This window comes from Bartonella sp. AA81SXKL (assembly GCF_042196945.1).
GTDB lineage: Bacteria > Pseudomonadota > Alphaproteobacteria > Rhizobiales > Rhizobiaceae > Bartonella.
On the sequence record NZ_JBHIRH010000229.1, the window covers coordinates 1 to 722 of the forward strand.

Below are 722 nucleotides of genomic sequence, written 5' to 3' on the forward strand. Positions count from 1 at the left end.
TGAAGATCGTTAAGGTGCGCTTCATTCATGCATGATGCGTTTAAAGAGCTTGCGGTGATTTTTCGTCTAACAGAGCCTCAATGCGCTTTTGAATTCTCTGCATTTGTGGATAGTAGTCTAATGCCGTTTCATAAGCTTTAAGTGCAAGCTTTGGACGTTCTGTTGCTTCCATAGTAATTCCAAGCTCAAAAAATGCTATATAATTGCGCGGTTCGAGTTTTAGAGCATGATTAAGGTCAAGCATGGCAAGTTTAAAATCACTCAGTTGAATATGCACCCAAGCACGTCTTATCCAGCCTTCAGCGTAAGTTGGTAAAAGTGCAAGAGCATTGTCAATGTAATCAAGAGCAAGACCATAATTGTCCGTATTGATCGCATTTTCAGCCCATGACATCAAAAGATCAATCGTCTCACTGCCTGATTGTGACCATAAACGCTGAAGTTGCTGACTGATCTTTCTTGCTTTCTCAACATCGGCACAAAATTTCAATTCTTTAAGTAAGCGTAAAATTTCTGCTTCTTTTCGTTGTTCAGTTCTCTGGGCATAAGATTGGTGAACAGCATCAAAATCTTCAAGAATGGTCGCTGCCGAATCAGAATTAGGCTCAGCTGGTGTTGAGGAAGGATCATTGGGGATCAGATCATCCAAGGGCAAAAGCAATTGTGGAGAAGGAGGTTCCGCAGGAAGTGAAGGAGGATTTTGCCCGTATCCGCGAGAAATA

1 protein-coding gene is annotated in these 722 nt (G+C 41.8%); it reads right to left on the reverse strand.

The genetic code is table 11. From position 1 onward, the window contains the following. Positions 1–40: 40 nt before the first annotated feature. A partial coding sequence (locus ACFINZ_RS10760; protein ID WP_375701515.1) for a tetratricopeptide repeat protein occupies positions 41–722 on the reverse strand: 682 nt, incomplete at its 5' end.